At 56.1% G+C, this 17,998-nt stretch carries 16 protein-coding genes; 6 read left to right on the top strand and 10 right to left on the bottom strand.

The features are described from left to right. Positions 1-32: 32 nt before the first annotated feature. Together ACW8F6_RS12570 and ACW8F6_RS12565 are read right to left on the bottom strand one after the other, a co-directional pair. A complete protein-coding gene (locus tag ACW8F6_RS12570; protein ID WP_491576216.1) occupies positions 33-2,546 on the bottom strand; it encodes a hypothetical protein in 2,514 nt (837 codons plus the stop codon). Positions 2,547-2,885: 339 nt separating this feature from the next. Then, positions 2,886-3,494 carry a hypothetical protein gene (locus tag ACW8F6_RS12565; RefSeq protein ID WP_491576215.1) on the bottom strand — a complete coding sequence of 203 codons (609 nt, stop codon included), beginning with the start codon at positions 3,492-3,494 and terminating at the stop codon, positions 2,886-2,888. A gap of 219 nt (positions 3,495-3,713) precedes the next feature. Here ACW8F6_RS12565 and ACW8F6_RS12560 point away from each other — a divergent pair, with 219 nt between their 5' ends. Further along, complete coding sequence (locus ACW8F6_RS12560) at positions 3,714-4,322, top strand: GGDEF domain-containing protein (protein ID WP_491576214.1); 609 nt, start codon at positions 3,714-3,716, stop codon at positions 4,320-4,322. Between the two features lie 21 nt (positions 4,323-4,343). On the opposite strand, the gene ACW8F6_RS12555 is transcribed toward ACW8F6_RS12560, so the two are convergent. From ACW8F6_RS12555 to ACW8F6_RS12545, 3 genes are all read right to left on the bottom strand, one after another. Continuing rightward, complete coding sequence (locus ACW8F6_RS12555; protein WP_491576213.1) at positions 4,344-5,936, bottom strand: alkaline phosphatase family protein; 1,593 nt, start codon at positions 5,934-5,936, stop codon at positions 4,344-4,346. Next, the gene (locus ACW8F6_RS12550) at positions 5,926-7,662 is read right to left on the bottom strand and encodes a succinylglutamate desuccinylase/aspartoacylase family protein (protein WP_491576212.1); all 1,737 of its coding nucleotides are present in this window, start codon (positions 7,660-7,662) and stop codon (positions 5,926-5,928) included. Before ACW8F6_RS12550 ends, ACW8F6_RS12555 begins: the two co-directional genes overlap by 11 nt. A 72-nt stretch (positions 7,663-7,734) precedes the next feature. Then, the gene (locus ACW8F6_RS12545) at positions 7,735-8,421 is read right to left on the bottom strand and encodes a hypothetical protein (protein WP_491576211.1); all 687 of its coding nucleotides are present in this window, start codon (positions 8,419-8,421) and stop codon (positions 7,735-7,737) included. 220 nt (positions 8,422-8,641) lie between these two features. On the opposite strand from ACW8F6_RS12545, the gene ACW8F6_RS12540 reads away from it, so the two are divergent. Further along, positions 8,642-9,319, top strand: a complete 678-nt coding sequence (locus ACW8F6_RS12540; protein WP_491576210.1) for an NUDIX hydrolase — start codon at positions 8,642-8,644, stop codon at positions 9,317-9,319. A 61-nt stretch (positions 9,320-9,380) separates the two neighbouring features. Here ACW8F6_RS12540 and groL read toward each other — a convergent pair whose 3' ends face one another. The 3 genes from groL to ACW8F6_RS12525 all read right to left on the bottom strand — a co-directional run bounded on the left by groL (position 9,381) and on the right by ACW8F6_RS12525 (position 11,967). Further along, positions 9,381-11,024, bottom strand: coding sequence for a chaperonin GroEL (gene groL, locus ACW8F6_RS12535; protein WP_491576209.1), 1,644 nt, complete (start codon positions 11,022-11,024; stop codon positions 9,381-9,383). 49 nt (positions 11,025-11,073) lie between these two features. Beyond that, positions 11,074-11,367 (bottom strand): co-chaperone GroES, encoded by a 294-nt coding sequence (locus ACW8F6_RS12530; RefSeq protein WP_491576208.1) that lies wholly within the window; start codon positions 11,365-11,367, stop codon positions 11,074-11,076. 180 nt (positions 11,368-11,547) lie between these two features. Next, complete coding sequence (locus tag ACW8F6_RS12525; protein WP_491576207.1) at positions 11,548-11,967, bottom strand: FxsA family protein; 420 nt, start codon at positions 11,965-11,967, stop codon at positions 11,548-11,550. Positions 11,968-12,101: 134 nt separating this feature from the next. On the opposite strand from ACW8F6_RS12525, the gene ACW8F6_RS12520 reads away from it, so the two are divergent. Then, the gene (locus ACW8F6_RS12520) at positions 12,102-12,869 is read left to right on the top strand and encodes an SDR family oxidoreductase (protein ID WP_491576206.1); all 768 of its coding nucleotides are present in this window, start codon (positions 12,102-12,104) and stop codon (positions 12,867-12,869) included. 200 nt (positions 12,870-13,069) lie between these two features. Here the strand turns inward: ACW8F6_RS12520 and ACW8F6_RS12515 are convergent, their stop codons facing one another. Beyond that, entirely contained in the window at positions 13,070-14,089 is a 1,020-nt protein-coding gene (locus tag ACW8F6_RS12515; protein WP_491576205.1) for a DUF481 domain-containing protein, read from the bottom strand. 64 nt (positions 14,090-14,153) lie between these two features. Here ACW8F6_RS12515 and ACW8F6_RS12510 point away from each other — a divergent pair, with 64 nt between their 5' ends. Further along, positions 14,154-14,465, top strand: a complete 312-nt coding sequence (locus tag ACW8F6_RS12510; protein WP_491576204.1) for an MGMT family protein — start codon at positions 14,154-14,156, stop codon at positions 14,463-14,465. Here ACW8F6_RS12510 and ACW8F6_RS12505 read toward each other — a convergent pair. Next, positions 14,413-15,969, bottom strand: coding sequence for an AmpG family muropeptide MFS transporter (locus ACW8F6_RS12505; protein ID WP_491576203.1), 1,557 nt, complete (start codon positions 15,967-15,969; stop codon positions 14,413-14,415). The two genes, ACW8F6_RS12510 and ACW8F6_RS12505, sit on opposite strands and share 53 nt — an antisense overlap. A 99-nt stretch (positions 15,970-16,068) precedes the next feature. On the opposite strand from ACW8F6_RS12505, the gene ACW8F6_RS12500 reads away from it, so the two are divergent. Both ACW8F6_RS12500 and ACW8F6_RS12495 read left to right on the top strand, forming a co-directional pair. Next, positions 16,069-16,950: an ABC transporter ATP-binding protein gene (locus ACW8F6_RS12500; protein ID WP_491576202.1), complete on the top strand. Its 882-nt coding sequence runs from the start codon at positions 16,069-16,071 to the stop codon at positions 16,948-16,950. Between the two features lie 6 nt (positions 16,951-16,956). Beyond that, complete coding sequence (locus ACW8F6_RS12495) at positions 16,957-17,934, top strand: ABC transporter permease (RefSeq protein WP_491576201.1); 978 nt, start codon at positions 16,957-16,959, stop codon at positions 17,932-17,934. Positions 17,935-17,998 lie beyond the last annotated feature (64 nt).

Raw genomic sequence — 17,998 nt, 5'->3', positions numbered from 1 at the left:
GTGGAAGTCATCGCAGGGTTTACGGTTGTTGGCTATTGCACTTCACCATCGATTACAGCCGGCGCGGCATCAACACTTGGCATGTCACCCATATCGTTGTCCTGGGTAATGCCCTCCGGCAGTGGCGCTGCAGGGTCGTTCGCCACCAGCTGGTTGCAGCCATTGGCATCCTCGGCCATTTGCCGCTCGATATCGCGTGCCTTAATTACATACTCGTTGTTGTCGCCCATGACCACGCCGTCAGCAATACTAAAGGCAGGGTTCCACCGATCGCCATTTTGCTGGTGTGGAATGCCGCCAAAATCACCTTTACCACCGTAGTGAATCTGGAAGGTTTGGCCGTGGTATTGACCGGCGTCGCCATTGCGATCATTGGTGTTGCTGTGTCGATAGCTGAAATTAATGGGGCGATCAAAACTCACGCGCTCACCCGTGCTGTTGTTAATCAAGCTGGTCTGGCGCTGCCACTGATCAAAACCGGTTTCCCACTGGTAGTAGGTGGTCACCAAGTTGGTATCGTGGATATCCCACACATTGGTTAGCAGGTCCGCATCGGACGCCAGAACCATCGCTCCCGAACGCAGCCCCCATGCCCAAGGCGATTGATTGGCCTCTAGCTGTTGGCGGGTGATGGCGTCATCAAAAACCACGGCCTCATCTGTGCTGGTACGCACCAGAGTTAACCGGTGATCGCCACTGGTTGAAAAACTGTAGGCGGGCGCAGCGTCCAAGGTGTCTGGATTAAAGAGCGGGCTGTTATCTTCGCCCCAACCACCCAACAAGCTCTCTGTCACGGTGCCTTTCGGGCAATCGAACAGGCAAACCAAGTTCAGATCGCCGTTCGCAAAAGTATCTGCTTCAGCGCCAGTGAGCACCGTCTCGCGATAGAATTTCAGCGCGCTGGCGCCGGCCTTGTAGCGCACTTCCCCGCCCAGCTGGTTGGACCAGAAGTGGAATACGTGCCAATCGTTGTGCGGCGTCAACGCCACCGGCATGTCCAGCGCTTCGCGCTGCGGACCAGATGACGCCTCGGTGCCGTCGCTATTGTGGTCGCCAAAGCTCATGCCCGCCACGATATAAAAACCATCGCTGGGCGCGTTGTCATCGGCGACCGTCAGGTAGCGAACCACCCACTGATCGTAGCCCGCGCCATTGGCCTCCTGATCCCAATACATCAAATCGGTGCCACGCGCATCGGCTAACGCCAGATTCTCCATCTGGTATTTCACCAAGCGGCCAGGTGCAGACTGAACGGTGTACTGCTGCGCGGTGCTCTGACTATCGCCGAAGGTTTCACGCTGGACAATGGCGCCATCGGCCAAGCTATCTTCACCATCAACCCAAACACCGTGGTAGCCCACATAGCCGTGCTTATCAAAGCTGCCGTCGCCATCGGCATCAAAACGGATGGGAAAGCCAGAATTAACTTGTACGCGGTCGCCGCTGGTCGCATCAAAAAGATCGTAGCGCCACACGTGCTCATCAAAATTGGTGCGACTCAAACAGGCGCCGGCGCTGTTGTCGCCCGACTTGTAAGGCAGACTGGCGTAATCATCCGCCGTTTGCACCAAGACGTTGGCCTCGTTAAAAGACAAGGCAAATGTGTTGCCGCCGCTGAAATACGGATTTTCTTCCTGATACCCGGTGAGTGCCACACCATCGCTCATGTCATTGCGCATAACGACACTGGCGGTTTGCTCTCTGGAGAAAATAAAATCACCTTCATCGGCGCCGTTTTGTTCGTACAAGGTAAAGCCGGTAAATCCCTCCAGGGCGTCGACCGTTAAAATTTCACCCGAGCCGTATTGCGTGCTTTCGCCCTCTAAACGGTCGACCATATTCCAGGTAAAGGAAAATTTACCGAAGGGGTTTTCGTCGCTGGCACCCTCGCTAATTACCGCGCGCATTTTTACCGACATAGGGCTACTGGGTCCGTCACCGGCAACATCTTTAATCCAGGCTTCGACAATCAACGGCGAGCTGTCGTCGGCGCGTGTAGCATTGACCACAGCATTGATAAAGCGCTTGCGGGTGTCCGCGCTTTGGGTTTGCCCGTTGGCACTCAGTTGCGTTTCGCCGCCCTCTTCATTAAAACATTGGGATTCATCCACCAGCGCCAAGTAGGCGCCCTCGTTCACGAATTCATTGGCCTTCAATTTGCCCGAAAAGCACAAGATACTGTTAACCATTTCCACAGGTTCTAGCGCTTCAATCCAGGTGTGCACGTGCTGTTTTGCCAGAGTGTAATCGGTGCCAGCATCTGTGGGTGCCACCGACTGTACACCAGCGAATACGCCTTTTTTAACCGTGGCGCGCACTGCATTGTTGCCCGCATTACTGGTGGTCACCACTTCCAGTGACTCGGGCAATACAAGCGTTTCGGTAGCTTGTACCGTCTGCGTGGCCGTGGGTGTGGGTGTCGGGGTTGGGGTTGGGTTGACGGCCTCGGCTACTGAGCCAGAAGAGCTGCCACCGCCGCCGCAGGCCGTTAACAATGCCAAGCTGGAACACAAGCCAATTACTGGAATTAAAGATAATTTTGTCATCGTATTTACTCTCCGCGAGTCTAGCGCTCATTGGGTTGATTCGACTGCCGCTGTCGCTGCCCGCTCCACTTCGCTTGGGCAAATACAATGTATGCTATTTTTAATAACCAAAAACAATTATTATGGCATAATTTATTAGATCAAATAACTATTAGGAATATTGGGTGGTAATGATTCTCAAAGGCGTGGTTTTAAAAACCGAAACGAGAACTTGTAAGTCACACTATGACAAATTGATTTAACAGCCTGTGCGCCGATGCACACGGAAGGTGGATAGTCGGTCACAAAAAAGGCCGGTTTATAACCGGCCTTTGGAATTGCGGCAATGCACGCTATTTTTTAGTTATCCATGAAACCGTCGTCGTCCGACGAATCCGAGCTGTCAATCAACTCAAACTGCTGCTGAAGCCATTCAAAATTCTGTTTCACCGCCAACTTATCAGCTTCGGAAGCCCGGCCAGCCGCCGTTTGCATGGTCTGCATCATCTTGCGGCTTTCAGCCATGGCGGTCTCCATTTGCGCCACCATTGCCTCATCCATTCCCTGCGCGCGCATTTGGGCCAGCTGCTCATCGCCCATGCCCATCGCCGACGCCATTTCCGCCGGTGCCTGCTCGTAGCTTACGGCCATCATGGCGGTAAACAAGCGGGCGCCATAGCCGGCAAAGGCGTCGATAGAATCAAATCCGTGCCGTTTGAGGCTGGCGGTAATTTTACCAGCATAGGGCTGCGCTTTTATCAGTGCAGCCCAAGCCTTGCCATCGGTGATATCGAGGTCCCCGTGAGACGCTTCCAGTTGATCAAGCTGGTCTCGGTAGGGGGCCATATCGGTATTCAATCCAGCCAGCGCTTCAAAATATTGACTGAGGTTAGCGCGGGTGAGCGGCGCTTCAGCGAAACTGACACTGCTACAAACTAGCAGGATCAAGGCAAAAATACGGGTAAACATAGCAACATCCTTTGATAGGTATCCTTCGGCGCTATCATGCACAGCTCACGGTTATTTTGCCATCAGTAGAAAGTTAGGCTATTCACACAGGGGGCGCTTACAGCCTACACTTAGGGCTCACACTTCAGCATTGGATGCACACTCGCCCGCATGACGTCGCCATCTGATCCCCACTGCCCTAAGCTCGGCTGCCCAGCAGGCGATACCGATTGCCCGCTTATGGCTGAATTGCGGCTGTTGCGCCAACAAGCGCGCACCGATGGCTTGACCCAGCTGTTTAATCAGCGCCACTTTCGCGATGCACTGGCCCAGGAAATGGAGCGCACCCAGCGCTCGAGCAACCCCACCAGCCTGCTGTTCATCGATTTGGATCACTTCAAGCAGGTCAATGATCGGCACGGCCACGAAGCTGGCAATACCGCTCTCAAACACTTAGCGCAGCTGTTGCAGGATAATTTGCGGCGCCTCGATATTGCCTGCCGCTACGGTGGAGAGGAATTTGTGGTGATCTTACCTGGGACCGACCTATTTACCGGCCGCTTTGTAGCAGAGCGCTTGCGCGCTACCATTGCCGCCAGCCCCGTCGCCCTTACCGAGGGCCCGCTGAGCTTAACGGCCAGTATCGGTATAGATACTTATCGCCACACAGACCCAGACACACCCGACAGCTTTATTGCCCGCACCGACAAACTGGTGTACCGGGCCAAGGCGGCGGGACGCAACCGCGTGGTCAGCGGCATCGCCGACATCACGACTGAAACCCACATCAGCAGCGACGAAAAAGCAGCCCTGTCGGACGCCTTTCGATCAGACGATACGCCGCGGTAAACTTACTGCAACATTAGCGGGTTAGCGCCCGCCCTCGGCATCCTTACCAGACTTAGACTTTGCCCACTGGCTCCGTTCTGGCAGCCCAAGCGCGTGGCGCATCACATGGTAGATATAATTTTGCTCGTGGGTTTGGTGAAACAAGTGCGCCCAGGGCCCACCGGCATAGATGGCCACATCTTCGCCGCCGTGGGTCTCTGACGATAGCGGTACCAGACTCTCCTGGAAAAAATCGCGGTGGGTTACCGCCACTTTGGCGGTCAGGTGGCGGCCGCTGTTGGGCGCTTGCTGCTCGCGCGCCGCCAGTGTGCTATTGGCAGCATAGCCCGGCCCGTTAAGGTAACCCAAGGTGGTATAAGGTCTATTGTCCAGGGCGCGCAGAGGCTCCGACATCGGCTTATCATCTGGGCCCGGCGCGTGTACCAATCCCAGAATGGGGTTACCGCGCGCCGGGTAGCCCGCCATGGTAAACACATGGCTGTGATCGGCGGTGACCACCACCAGCGTGTCGCTCAAATCCACCATCGACAGCGCCTTGGCCACGGCGGCATGTAATGCCTGACCATCGGCCAGCGCGCGGGCGGCATTGCCGGCATGGTGAGCGTGATCGATACGACCGCCCTCCACCATCAGAAAATACCCCTCGGGAAATTGCTGCAGACGACTGAGCGCCACCTGTGTCATTTCTGCCAATGAGGGATCGGCGTGATCGGCCTGGCGTCGATCGGCCTCATAGTCCATATGGCTCGGGCTAAACAAGCCCAACAACTTGTGGGTACGCGCGCTGGCGGGATCGACCTTGGCCAACTGAGCACCGCTCCAAACAAATAAGCGCTGCGGTTGTTGTTGCCACTCGGCGATCAAGTTGCGGCCGTCGGTGCGCTCACCGGTTTTATCTGCATGCTCAGGATCTGTGGCGCCCTGAGGCAAAAAGCTGCGGCGCCCGCCTCCCAACACCACCTCGGGTCCGTCGCCGTGGCTAAAGGCAATCAATTGACGCGCAATATCAATACAGCCTTCAGCCTTGGCCGCGTCGGGCATGTCGCTGTCATTTTCCCAATCGCGATCAGGAGAATGAGCATAGGTTGCCGCCGGTGTGGCGTGGGTGATGCGCGCTGTGGTGACGATGCCCGTGGCCATGCCGGCGGCCTCCGCCTGCTCGAGCAACGTGGGCTGGGCGGCCTGCCGACTGCTGGCGCAATCGCCTTTAGTCGCGCGCTGATCCACAGCAATGACGCCATAATCCGTTTTTACACCCGTCATCATGGCACTCATGGTGCCGGCAGAATCGGGGGTTTGCAGGTTGGTGTTGTAGGTTTTCGACAATGCGACGTAAGGCAAGCGCTCCCAGGACAAGCGATTTTCTTCACCGCTTTCCCCACGGATTTGACCGTCGTAAATGCGCGTGGCGGTGACTGTAGAAATACCCATGCCGTCGCCCACAAATAAAATTACATTTTTCGCCTGCCGCGTATTAGGTTGCAGGGCCAATGCGGCTTGCAGAGCAGTCTCTCCATCGGCATACCACTGCTGCGGCGACTCCGCTGTGCTACCCAGCCCTGGCAATCCCAGCGCTAGGGTAATTAATGCCGCCGTTACCGATTTATTCATCATCAAAGCCTTCTTCTTCCGGTGTCAAAGGCTTCGGCGCCTCTAATACGTCGGGTTTATCTTCAGTGGCCAAGTGGCCGTCCTCATCAACTTCCTCTTCGCGTGCGCCAACATTTACTGCCTTCACTGCCGCCGTACGCGGCTCGCGTATGCCGATGTGATAGGCGGCAAAGCCGGGCAACACAAATTGGTCTAGCGCCATGCCCAGCACCCGACCGTCGTAATTAGACACTATGACTCGCTTTTCATTGGTCACCGGATTGATAACCTCGCCCAGCTTGTCGCCCTTTTTCACGCGTCCGCCCAATTTAATATGGCTGAACAAAATACCCGAGGCATTGGCCCTGACCCAGGCCGAGCGGTAGTAGGCGGGCGATGGTTTGGCCCATAGGCTAAAACTGGGGTACATACCGTTTTTTTCCAGCAGGGTATTGATGGCCTTAACCCCTTCTTCAACCACTTCCACCTGCATGCGCATGGGCTCGCCGGCTTCGAGCGTCACGGTGGGAATGCCTGCACGCACCGCCGCTGCACGCAGTGAACTGCCGTTGCCGCTGGTATTGAGCACCGGAATATCGCCAAATAACTCGGCAAATTGCGCCACCATGGGCTTGCGCATATCGGCGCGCAGCTGAGTAATGTTTGTGCGGTAGAAAGACCCCGTATGCAAATCGACCAGTGCGTTGCACTGCATAATTACGTCGTTAAAAAACGCGTGTGCCAAACGCGATGCCACGCTACCCCGCGGGTTGCCAGGAAAGTAGCGGTTTAAATCGCGCCGGTCGGGCAGATAGCGGGAATTGCGGGAAAAACCCAACAAATTAACGATGGGCACTCCCACCACCATGCCGTGCAGCTTGGCCGGTGACAGGTCGTACATCACCCTACGCACCATTTCAATCCCGTTCAATTCATCGCCATGAATGGCGGCCGTCAAGCAAAGGGTGGGGCCATCCCAGGCGCCATTCACCACCAACACGGGCGTATCCACCGCCATACCGCTGAAGGATTTCGAAGGTGTCCAGTCCAGGCGCGTGGTGGTACCCGGCGGAATATCCACACCCAGTAATCGGCGCACGCTGTTAGGCGTTCGCACGGCTTCCGCAGCACTTAGCCGCGCCTCGCTATTGACGGACGGCTGTGGTTCCACCTCGCCGTCGGAGACAGGCGCAAACAATTCGTCCGCAGTGGGCGATTCAACCACCTCGCGCAAGTTAATGTTTTCCGCCGTGGGAGCCGCAGAGGCGCCCTCTTCGTCGGCCACGGGGGCAGAAGAGTCATCCGTTGCGCTCTGCTCGGACTCAGGCGCGCGCGACGAACCATCAACAGTCTGGCCCGCCGCTAAGGTCGGCTCCGCTCGCCCACTTTTTGGCGGTGCGGACGAGGCGGCGGGGGCTTCGATACCGGCAGGCTGTGAATCAGGCACCGCTTGCGACGGCGGGCTAGCGGGCGACTGGGTGTCTGTAGGTGCCTCTACGACCGCGGCCTTTTTCGCGGGTTTAGGCGCCTGCCGCACAGGCTCAGCTGCGGGTTCAAGTATCGAGGACTCTGAATTCGAGGGCGCAGTTTTCGACGCTTCAGGTACGAGGGCTTGGGATTGTGCGCTGGCCTCCTCTGCCACTGCGGGACTCTCGATCGGAGCGGCGTCGGTGGCGTCAGACTGAGCACTTACCTGCTGTACCGCAAAAGCAAACAACAACGCAAAAGACACAGATTGAAGGTTGAGCATAACAGCGGCTGCACCTGAAAAAATTCGCCTTATTGTGATAGGCCGGTGCACAAGTTGCAAACCCGGCAGGCGTTAATCCGCACGCAATTTTCTCAATTGGATACTGGGCGCCTGCCCTCCCGGCTGGCAACTGACGGGTTCCCACGCGGCCATGCCCCGCAAGGCCTGGTCGTCCAACTTCTCGACTTGAAAACAGCGGTCGCCAATGATCACCGCCTGTCGGCCAAAGGCATCGGGCGCCAGTGCAAACGCCTCAGTAGAGCGGATAACTGGCGCGGCAATCTGATCGAGCCGCGCAGCCAATGCCGGATTAAACACTTTTTTGCCGGCTGCGGTGGGGCCTGACTCCGCCAGGGTAGACTGCCATTCTGCCATAGCCTCTGCCCGGCTTTCGGCGAGGGAGCGGGGCTTCGGCCGCAAAATGGTCTGAGGCTCGGGCCGCGTGCGCCCCGCCGACTTAGCAGGTACGGCCGCCGGTAGCGGCAAGGTTGGTTCGGGCACAGGTTGTGCTACCGGCACAGCGTCTGTAGCGGCCACCTGCCGGACATCCACCCGCAGTGAGCCCGCCACTCGCTCGGTCAATTGCGCAGCACCCTGCCCCGGCCATAGTGCATTTACGCCCATAAACAGTGCCGCAAATAGACTGCAACCTAACAGCCAAATCCGCCAGGGCGCTCTAGCCGGTGGCGGCGCCTCGATCAGGCGCGCTCGGTGGTAGGCGCGCAATGCCCGGCGCAAACCTGCCGTTCGCTTTGGCAAACGCGGTGCTACTATTCGTCTGGGCAGCTGCGGCGCACGCTTAAGTGTGATCAAGGCGCTCCACGGGGTGGCTGTTATTCAATGGGCATGAGACAGCCAGAGGGGACTTAGAGTTCCTGGCTGCGGCCCCTATATGCGCACTTTGTGCCTTGCGCTCCCAATTTAGGCCGTAACCGGGTACCCTAGCCCATGTGCAAACCTCTAGGAGGCCGATCAACCCGTGCAAAAGAGCGAATTAAAAGAAATCACGATTGATAACGTGATCTTTGGTTTAGATGGCAGCCAATTACAAATATTGCTTGTGAAACACGCCGTAGGGGAAAGTAAAGGCCAGTGGGGCCTGCCCGGTGGACGGGTGGCACTCGACCAAGATTTAGACGATGCCGCAGCCCTGGCACTGCGCGAGCTGACCGGTGCCAGCGACTTGTATTTAGAGCAGTTGCGCGCCTTTGGTCGCGTCGACCGGGCCCACGAGCGAGTGGTTACCATTGCCTATTACGCGCTCATTCGAGCGGAAGATTGTGCCATTGCGCCCGGCGAGCGCGCAGAGGCCGTGGGTTGGTTTAACCTGAAGGATGTGCCCCATCTGATTTTTGACCACCGCGAAATTTTAGACTTTGGCTTGGCTTTTTTGCGCCATAAAATTCGCCACGAGCCCATTGGCTTTAACCTGCTGCCCGAGAAGTTCACCCTGCTGCAATTGCAGGAGCTCTATGAAGGCATTTTGGATGTGAAACTTGACAAGCCCAATTTCCGACGCAAGATGAGCAAAATGAATTTATTGGTCTCGTGTAATGAAAAGCAACAGGGCGTGGCGCACCGCGCCGCCACCCTGTATCGCTTTGACCCCGCCGTCTACGAAAGTCTGATGCAACAGGGCTTTGTGTTTGTGGTGTAGTCGATTATTACAGCCATAAAAAAACCCGCCAAAAGGCGGGTTTTTTTATGGGTTTGGCAAATTACATCATGCCGCCCATGCCACCCATGCCGCCCATGTCAGGCATTGCAGGTGCAGCTGACTTGTCTTCTGGCTTGTCTGCAACCATGGCTTCGGTGGTGATCATCAGACCAGCGATAGAGCCAGCCGCCTGCAGCGCAGTACGGGTAACTTTCGCGGGATCAAGGATACCCATTTCCAGCATATCGCCGTAGGTGCCGTTGGCCGCGTTGTAACCAAAATTACCGGTACCGGCTTTCACCTTGTCGGCAACCACTGAAGACTCTTCACCGGCGTTGGCAACGATCTGGCGCAGCGGCGCTTCCATCGCGCGACGGGCCAGGTTGATACCGGCAGTTTGCTCGTCGTTGTCGCCCACCAGATCTTTGATGGCTTCAACGGCGCGCAACAGTGCAGTACCACCGCCAGGTACCACGCCTTCTTCTACCGCAGCACGGGTTGCGTGCAGGGCATCTTCAACGCGGGCTTTCTTCTCTTTCATTTCCACTTCGGTGGCAGCGCCAACCTTGATTACCGCAACACCGCCGGCCAGCTTGGCCACGCGCTCTTGCAATTTTTCGCGGTCGTAATCAGAGCTGGTGTCTTCGATCTGAACACGGATCTGCTGAACGCGCGCTTTGATGTCGTCTGCGTTGCCAGCACCGTCAACGATGGTGGTGTTTTCTTTGCTCAGGGTAACGCGCTTGGCTGAACCCAAGTGCTCAAGTGTGGTGCTTTCCAGATCCAGGCCCACTTCTTCAGAGATCACAGTGGCACCGGTCAGGATTGCGATGTCCTGCAACATAGCCTTGCGACGATCGCCGAAGCCAGGTGCCTTACAGGCAGCCACTTTCACGATACCGCGCATGTTGTTCACAACCAGCGTAGCCAGTGCTTCACCTTCAACGTCTTCGGCGATGATGATCAGTGGCTTGCCAGCTTTGGCAACCGCTTCCAGTACAGGCAGCAGCTCGCGGATGTTGGAGATCTTCTTGTCAACCAGCAACAGGAAGGGGCTCTCGTGCTCGGCAATCATGTTGTCTTGGTTGTTGATGAAGTAAGGCGACAGGTAACCGCGGTCGAACTGCATACCTTCTACGATGTCCAGCTCGTTTTCCAGGCTGTTGCCCTCTTCAACGGTAATCACACCTTCTTTACCCACTTTTTCCATGGCTTCGGCGATGATGCCACCGATGGAGTCGTCGGAGTTGGCGGAGATAGTGCCTACCTGAGCGATGGCTTTGCTGTCGGTGCAGGGCTGGGCGATAGATTTAACATGCTCAACAGCAGCGATTACAGCTTTGTCGATACCGCGCTTCAGATCCATGGGGTTCATGCCCGCAGCAACAGCTTTCAGGCCTTCGTTTACAATGGCCTGTGCCAATACGGTGGCCGTGGTGGTGCCGTCACCGGCATCGTCAGAGGCCTTGGAAGCCACTTCCTTCACCATCTGCGCGCCCATGTTTTCGAACTTGTCTTCCAGGCTAATGTCTTTGGCTACCGACACACCGTCTTTAGTGACAGTAGGCGCACCAAAGGATTTTTCCAACACAACGTTGCGGCCCTTAGGACCCAAGGTAGTTTTTACCGCGTCAGCCAGAATGTTCACGCCTTTCAGCATTTTCTGACGAGCATCGTTACCAAATTTTACGTCTTTTGCAGCCATTTTCCTGATTCCTCAAATGTGTGTTTACGGGTAGATAAACGCGCGGGATTTAGCCTTCCAGCACGCCGTAAATTTCGCCTTCGCTCATGATGATCAGCTCTTCACCGTCAACCTTCAGCGTGTTGCTATCTGCGTAACGACCAAACACGACTTTATCGCCCACTTTTACAGCTGGGGCGCGCACGTCGCCATTATCCAGAATTTTACCGGTGCCCACGGCAACCACTTCACCTTGATTAGGCTTTTCTTTGGCCGCGCCAGCCAACAGGATGCCACCGGCAGATTTGGCCTCTTCTTCGTTGCGACGAACCACTACACGGTCATTCAATGGACGGATCTTCATGGATTTTGTCTCCAGATTTAGCGTTGCTAAACAATGATTAATGCTGGCCTGCTGGCCTGAACCCTCAAATAGTGCCGACTGGCAGTATTTCAAGGGGGCAGATCATCAGGCGGTTTAATATTTGCGTGAAGGGTAAATGGGGGCCGGGCTAAGGATTTCAACACCCCCCAAGCGAAAAAATTATCTTTCGCGGCGATATTCGCCCTCGATGACATCGGGGCTCGAGTTGGCGCCGCTCGCACGCCCCGGACGGACGCGGGCGCGCTTAAGCAAACCGGCCACCAGCAGCTGGCGAATGCCCGGTGTCAAACACAGAAAACCCAGAGCATCGGTAAAAAAGCCGGGCACCAGCAGCAACACTCCGCCGAGCGCCAAGAAGACCCCCTGTACCAATTCTTCGGCCGGCGATTCCCCAGCCTGCATCCGCGCCTGCGCCCTCAGCAGCGCACTGACGCCCTGAATTCGCAATAGGGTGACGCCGATGGCGGCGGTGGCAATTACCAATAACACGGTGGGCAAGGCACCGATGGCGCCGCCCATTTTAATCATCAACCACAGCTCTGCCATGGGCAGCACAATAAACAGCAATAGCAACGGCATCCGCGCCTCCTCAGGTATTTGTCCTACATGGTAGCGAAAAGGGCCTATTTCAACCTTTCTACCGAATGGTACTGCTGTGTTAGACTCACAAGTCCAGTTAACGTTCCCTTTCCGCTCCATCGACAGAGGCCAGCATGAATCTTTCCACATCTACCCTTGTGATCACAGGTGCCAGCCAAGGCATAGGTAAGGCCATTGCCCTGCACCTGGCCGGTTTAGGTGCCCAACTGGCACTGATCGATCTCAATGTCGATAGCTTGGCGGCGGTGGCCGAGGCCTGTACCCAGGCCGGCAGCCCAAAGGTCTTACCCTTGCCCTGTAATGTGGCCGACGAAACAGCGGTGGTGGCAGCTTTTGGTCAGATTAACTCGCACTTTGAGCGCCTAGACGGGCTCATCAATAACGCCGGCATTACCCGCGACGGCATGATGATCAAGGTTAAAAATGGCCAGATTGAAAAGCGCATGAGCCTGGAGCAATGGCAGCAGGTCATTGACGTCAATCTGACGGGTGTGTTCCTGTGTGGCCGCGAGGCGGCGTCCATTATGGCCCTGCAAGACAATGAAGACGCGGCCATCATCAATTTGGCCAGTATTTCGCGAGCCGGCAACGTTGGTCAGAGTAATTATGCGGCGGCCAAAGCCGGCGTGGAGGCGCTCACCGTTACTTGGGCCAAGGAGTTGGCGCGGTACAAAATTCGCGCCATGGCCATCGCCCCGGGGTTCGTGGAAACAGAAATGACCCAAAGCATGAAGCCCGAAGCGCTGGATTTGATTCGCATGGCGGTGCCCCTTGGGCGCATGGGCCAGCCCGCTCATATCGCGCAAACGGCGCAGTTTATTCTTGAAAACAATTACTTGTCGGGCCGCACTATCGAGGTCGATGCGGGCTTAAGGATCTAGTCGAGCTCGCACGGGCGCGAGCATCGCGCGTTCGCACAGCTAACAGATGCTGCCGAGCATGCCACAAGACTCAGAATTAAACGGCGAACCAATAGCGTAAAGCGACAGTGGGCCCAAGGCCCACTCTTGAACCGCTTCTACACCCGGAACGCACGAGGTGCAGGGGCTCCAGCAACCCATTTATGCCGCCGACGTTTTATTTACCATTGGTAGCCCACGCCCACAGTGATGCGCGTGTCCAGCTTCTTGGTACCTGGCTGCGCCTGGTTGTTGTAATCGTACTCGTGCTTTAATTCGCCGAAGACACCGCCTACCAAGGGCATGGCAAAACCGGTATCGGCATCGAGCTGCCAATTGGAGCGCTCGTTATTGGCCACCGCGTAATTTGAGCTGTGGAAAAACTCGCCGCCAAAACCAAACTTATAGCGGTAATTTAACCCGGCAGTCCAAGCCGCACGCTGATCGCGTTCTTCAAAATCCGGGGTGACCACTACCGGCGTTTTAAAGTATTCGTCCACATAACTGCCACCGCCGCGCACAGACAGGGCAGTCACGTCATTTTCCCAAAACTGGTAACCGATACCGGTACCGGCTCTGAATTTTTCCTTGATGGATTTTGCATCGTCGAAGCTATAGGCAAGAGTGTTGGTCCAGAACCAGCGCTCGGCAAAGAACCAGTCAAACTGGTATTCCGCCAACGCTCGCTCCTGCTTGGGTTCAGGGTCTTTCGACTTGGAGTCAAACTGCAGTTTGCCGCCGTGGCGGTAATCGCCGCGACGATACTCATTAAAGGCATCAAACACCCATGTGTCTTCGATCTTATTGCCGCGGTCTTGGAAACCGGTGAGGCTGATTTTACCGGTATAAGTGGATGAGCCCATCAAGAAGGCCTCGTAGGGCTCCACTTTATTGATTGTAAGCAGCGGCGCATTGCCCGTAGTGCCACCGGCACAACTGAAATTCACCTTTGGGCCGTCCATACCCACTATGGCGCAGGCCTCTTCGTGACCATCAATTTTAACCAGCTCACTGCTCTCCAAGTCATCAATCTTGGATTTAGCGATAGTCAGCTCGCCCAGTGATTCAGATACCCACACCACATTGTCGGCATCCATGCTTTTGATTTCGCCGGTCAAGGTATCGCCATTTTTGAGCGTCAGTTTGCCAGCCACGGCCGACTGCGCCACTATCAGCACTAACGCTGAGATAACCCACTTCATAACCACTCCCTTTTACGATCACAATGAATAAACATGGCGGATTTTAGACGATGTACGCTACAAAATGAAAACAGATGACGTGAAATCACACATTTATACGCTTTTAATGGCCATTCCAGCGGGGCGTGTTACCAGTTATGGACGTCTAGCACAACTGGCGGGCTACCCAGGTAGGGCGCGCTTGGTGGGCAGTATTTTGAAACAACTACCCGAAGGAAGCCGCCTGCCCTGGCACAGAGTAATAACGGCCAGTGGAAAACCGGCGTTTCCTGTTGGCAGCTCAGCCTTTGAGCGCCAAGTGGCTCTGCTTCAACAGGAAGGGGTCAGCTTGAATGCGAGTCACCGGGTTGCGCCATCACATTGGTGGGAGACCTAGAGCCCGTGCCAAAGCGCGCCTCCAGCGTGTCTTTCATCTGCCAAAGCAGCCACAGACTGGGCGCCACCATCAGCGTGGTAATCACAAAGAAAACCACCCAGTTGCCATCCAGCCAATCCACCATTACGCCGCTGTAGGCACTGAGCAAGGTGCGCGCAAAGGTGCCCAATGATGCCATTAAGGCATATTGTGTGGCACTGAACGCCCGGTTAGACAGTAGCGATAAAAATGCCACAAATGCCACGGTCGACCAGGCTTGGCAAAAACCATCCACCAAAATCGTAAACGCATATAGCGGTATATTGGGGCCCACCACGGCCATCACGGCAAACAGCAGATTACTGCCCGCCATGGCAACACCGCCGATAAACAAGCCCCTGACCACACCAAACAACATATTGAAGTAGCCGCCAATCAAAGCAAACACGATGGTGACCCACCAACTCATTAATTTTGAATAGGTGGCAATATCGGTATTGCTGAAGCCCAGCTCTTTGTAAAACACCACCGACATTCGCCCCAAAAAGGCCTCGCCGATTTTAAAAAGGAAGATGAACAGCAACAGCGAAAGTGCCATGCGGACACCATTGCGCCGAAAGAAGTCGTGAAAGGGACCCACTAACGTCACCAACAGCCAGACGGTGGCGCGATCAGCCATGCGCGTCTGAGCCCCACCCTGCGCCAACGGCGGGTAGAGCATTACTACAACCACGGCGCTCACCAACCAGAGCCATACCGGCGCGCCTATTGCGAGCATCAGTGCAATCAGGCAACCACTCAGCATCGTCAGCCAAATGTAGGGCAACAGCGTCCGACGGCTACTCGCGCGCAGCCGCGTTCGGTAGTAGTCGGCAGTCTCTTGCACTATTGCGTGCGACTCCTTGGGTTTAGGCACGCACAATGACAACACCAAAATCACCACGACCATCAGTGCCATCAATTGATAGAGTTCGGGCCAAGACCAGTTCAGATCCGATAGAAACAGCGGTATAAAGCCCAGCCCCGCATAGCCACTCCACCAGCCAGCGGTGGCCGCCGCCGAGGCAGCTGTGAGCGCGTCGGCTTCGTCTGCACCAAAGCTGTCGATGCGATAGGCGTCGATGGCGATATCGTGGGTGGCGGCGCAAACGGCCACACCTATTGCCAGCCAGGCCATCCACTGCAACGATTCGGCGGGCGATTGTAAGCTGAGTCCTAAACAGCAAGACAAAATGCCGAGTTGGCCCAAAAAGATCCAGCCTTTGCGCCCGGTAAAGCCAGGGATACGCAATCGGTCGACCAATGGCGACCACAGAAAGTTTACGGAATAGGCGGCAAATACCGCCCCGAAGTAGCCGATAGCCGAGCGCGATAAGCCAAATTCTTGCAGCCACAGCGTCAGAGCTGTGCCGATAATGACCCAGGGAAATCCACTGGATAGACCCAATAAAAACACCGACACCACCCGAGGGTCGCGGTAGCGCCGCAGGGCTTTAACATCTAGGTGAATGGCGATACTGGGCACTCCCTGCAAATCAGGCTAAGAAATACCCGCACCCTAGCAGAGTCCCGGCCCCAGGCGCTAGTTGTTATACTGCGCCTTGGACACCCTGGGGCCGCGACTGTGACGTATCTGCTGGAAGTTAAGAATCTCACCAAATGCTACGGCCCGCACACCGCCGTGGACGGCATCAGTTTCGGAATTCCCGCGGGCCAGTGCTTTGGCCTGTTAGGCCCTAATGGGGCCGGTAAAACCACCACTATCGAAATGATCGAAGGGATAACCACTCCCAGCGCTGGCGAAATTTTATACCGCGGCCAACCGCGAACGGCCAACTTCAAACGGGAAATTGGCATCCAGTTTCAATCCACTGCGCTGATGGATTACTTGAGTGTCCGCGAAGTCCTGTCGGTATTTGCCGGGCTCTACCAACAACATGCACCCATCGATGCGCTGGTGGAGCAGTGCCAGCTGGGCGACGTTTTGCACCGCGATGCCGCCAAGCTATCTGGCGGCCAACGCCAGCGGTTGCTGTTAGCGCTAGCACTCATCAACAACCCGCAGCTGATTTTTCTCGACGAGCCCACCACGGGCTTGGACCCTCAGTCGCGCCATAATTTTTGGACGTTGGTTGCCAACCTCAAAAAACAGGGAAAAACCATTGTGCTGACGACGCACTACATGGATGAAGCGCAGCAACTGTGCGATCAACTGGTGATCATCGACAGAGGTCGCATCATTGCCGAGGGGTCGCCGGCGCGCCTGCTGGGCGAACACTTTGACGAGGTGTTCATCTATTTGGACAATGCAGCCCTGCAGCCCCATCAGGCCCAACAATTGGGGGCACTGCAAGTGCGCGACCAGTGGCGATTGGCCGCCAACGATGTGCAGGCCATGCTCAACCGCCTAATGCAGGCGAACGTTGCACTCACCAGTCTGCAGGTGCGATCGCCCACACTCGACGATTTATTCCTGAAACTAACCGGCCACCGGCTGCGCGAGTAATTTGCCATGCACCGTGTCATAACACTATTTATCGCTCGCAATAAAGAATACTACCGCGACAAGAGCTCGCTTGTGTGGTCGTTTATTATGCCGCCGTTGATCATTGGCGTGGTGGCGCTGGCCTTCAGCGCCGGTGGCCAGCCCCTGTTTAAGGTGGGCGTACTGTCGGATTCGCAGGTCGCCGACTACTTCGACCCCACCCTGGTTGAAGCCACCACCGTGATCGATGCACAACTAGGTCGCCAGCGCATTGCCCACCACCAATTGGATATGTTGATCGACGGCCAGCGCTACTGGGTAAATCCCAACAGTAAAAAAGGCCAAGTGCTGGAGGCATTGCTGCTGCGTCCCCTTGAGCGGCAAGAGGCGCAAGGCCAGGCAGTGCGCTACGTGGATTGGGTAGTACCCGGCATTTTGGGTATGAATTTAATGTTTTCCGGCCTTTGGGGTATCGGCTATGTGATCGTGCGCTACCGCAAGAACGGGGTGCTTAAGCGCCTGCAGGCGACCCCCACTCACCCGCTGGAATTTCTGGGCGCACAACTGGCTTCGCGCATGGTGATCATGCTGCTGGTGAGTAGCATTGTGTACCTCAGTTGCGACCTGATGCTGGATTTTTTAATGCTGGGCAGCTACTTGAATTTGCTGCTAGTGGCGCTCGCCGGCAACCTGAGCATGTTGGCCTTAGGTTTGGTGGTAGCCGCGCGCATTGCGAGCGAAGAATTTGCCAATGGCCTGCTGAACTTCATCAGCTTTCCACTGATGATGGTCTCCGAAGTCTGGTTTTCACTGGAGGGCGCACCCCAATGGCTGATAGCCCTGTCGAACCTGAGTCCGCTCACGCACATGGTTAAAGCCGCCCGCGCTGTTATGGTCGAGGGTGCCGGATTTTGGCAAATTGCCGACCACCTGGCGGTGCTGCTGGGCATGTCGCTGCTCTTGATGCTGTTGGCCGGGCGCCTGTTCCGCTGGCAAAGCAGCTAGCGCAAAGCGCCTGCCGGCCCACTTGCACCGGCCTCTGGCATCGGTGCTGAACCCATAATCGAGG

The sequence above is a fragment of the Simiduia sp. genome, from assembly GCF_058345725.1.
This window is presented reverse-complemented; position numbering and strand designations above follow the sequence as displayed.

Excerpts from the sequence above, each read along its gene's own strand:
- groL (WP_491576209.1), bottom strand. The coding sequence starts at position 11,024 with ATGGCTGCAAAAGACGTAAAATTTGGTAACGATGCTCGTCAGAAAATG.
- ACW8F6_RS12550 (WP_491576212.1), bottom strand. The coding sequence starts at position 7,662 with ATGCTCAACCTTCAATCTGTGTCTTTTGCGTTGTTGTTTGCTTTTGCG.
- ACW8F6_RS12530 (WP_491576208.1), bottom strand. The coding sequence starts at position 11,367 with ATGAAGATCCGTCCATTGAATGACCGTGTAGTGGTTCGTCGCAACGAA.
- ACW8F6_RS12520 (WP_491576206.1), top strand. The coding sequence starts at position 12,102 with ATGAATCTTTCCACATCTACCCTTGTGATCACAGGTGCCAGCCAAGGC.
- ACW8F6_RS12565 (WP_491576215.1), bottom strand. The coding sequence starts at position 3,494 with ATGTTTACCCGTATTTTTGCCTTGATCCTGCTAGTTTGTAGCAGTGTC.
- ACW8F6_RS12510 (WP_491576204.1), top strand. The coding sequence starts at position 14,154 with ATGAAAACAGATGACGTGAAATCACACATTTATACGCTTTTAATGGCC.
- ACW8F6_RS12560 (WP_491576214.1), top strand. The coding sequence starts at position 3,714 with ATGGCTGAATTGCGGCTGTTGCGCCAACAAGCGCGCACCGATGGCTTG.
- ACW8F6_RS12515 (WP_491576205.1), bottom strand. The coding sequence starts at position 14,089 with ATGAAGTGGGTTATCTCAGCGTTAGTGCTGATAGTGGCGCAGTCGGCC.
- ACW8F6_RS12570 (WP_491576216.1), bottom strand. The coding sequence starts at position 2,546 with ATGACAAAATTATCTTTAATTCCAGTAATTGGCTTGTGTTCCAGCTTG.
- ACW8F6_RS12525 (WP_491576207.1), bottom strand. The coding sequence starts at position 11,967 with ATGCCGTTGCTATTGCTGTTTATTGTGCTGCCCATGGCAGAGCTGTGG.
- ACW8F6_RS12555 (WP_491576213.1), bottom strand. The coding sequence starts at position 5,936 with ATGATGAATAAATCGGTAACGGCGGCATTAATTACCCTAGCGCTGGGA.
- ACW8F6_RS12495 (WP_491576201.1), top strand. The coding sequence starts at position 16,957 with ATGCACCGTGTCATAACACTATTTATCGCTCGCAATAAAGAATACTAC.